Consider the following 875-nt stretch of genomic DNA (forward strand, 5'->3'; position numbering starts at 1 on the left):
CTACACGCGTAAGATCGTCGGCAGCGTCAGTGTGTATAAGAGACAGCGCCCGTCCCGCCCCTCACGGGGATCGCCGGGCCCCGGGCCCATGACCACCAGGTCGTACTCCGCCGGGTCGTGCTCCTCGTCGAACCGCCGCAGGTCGACGGCCACGCCCAGCGAGCGGATCTGGTGGGCCATCATCGCGGTGAAGGTGTCCTCGGCGTCCACCATCAGCAGCCGCCGGCCCGCCAGCGCGCCGGCCTCCCGGTCCTGAGCCCGCGGCTCGTCCAGCCAGAAGTCGCCGATGCCCCGGTTGCGGGCCGCGAGCGCCGCGCGGACGTCCGGGTGGGCGGCGAACCGGGTGGGCAGCGGCTCGCCGAGTGCGGCGAGCAGCCCGGACGCCTTCGCACGGGTCTCCCGCGCCTCGGACTCCGGGTCGGAGTGCCGGACGAGGGTCGCCCCGACGCCGATGCGCAGCCGGCCGTCGGCCGAGACGTCGGCGGTGCGGATGAGGATCGAGGAGTCCAGGGTGCGCGCGCCGGCCGCGTCCCGGCCGACGAGTGCGGCGACGCCGCTGTAGTAGCCGCGCCCGGACGGCTCGTGGCGGCTGATCACCCGGGCGGCGTTCTCCAGCGGCGAGCCGGTCACGGTCGGCGCGAACATCGTCTCGCGCAGCACCTCGCGGACGTCGCGGTCGGTCCGGCCCCGGATGACGTACTCGGTGTGCGCGAGCCGCGCCATCTCCTTGAGGTACGGGCCGCTGAGCCGCCCTCCGGCCCGGCAGATCCGGGCCATCATCTTCAGCTCCTCGTCGACCACCATGTACAGCTCGTCGGTCTCCTTCCGGTCGGTCAGGAAGGACAGCACGCCGTCGAGGGTGGGACCGCCGGGCG

The 875-nt window shown here is 73.9% G+C and carries 1 protein-coding gene; it reads right to left on the reverse strand.

From position 1 onward, the window contains the following. Positions 1-875 (reverse strand): chorismate-binding protein (locus tag FNX44_RS30145; protein ID WP_173019312.1); only part of this gene is annotated, 875 nt, incomplete at its 5' end.

This window comes from Streptomyces alkaliterrae (genome assembly GCF_007097205.2).
Classification (GTDB): Bacteria; Actinomycetota; Actinomycetes; order Streptomycetales; family Streptomycetaceae; genus Streptomyces; species Streptomyces alkaliterrae.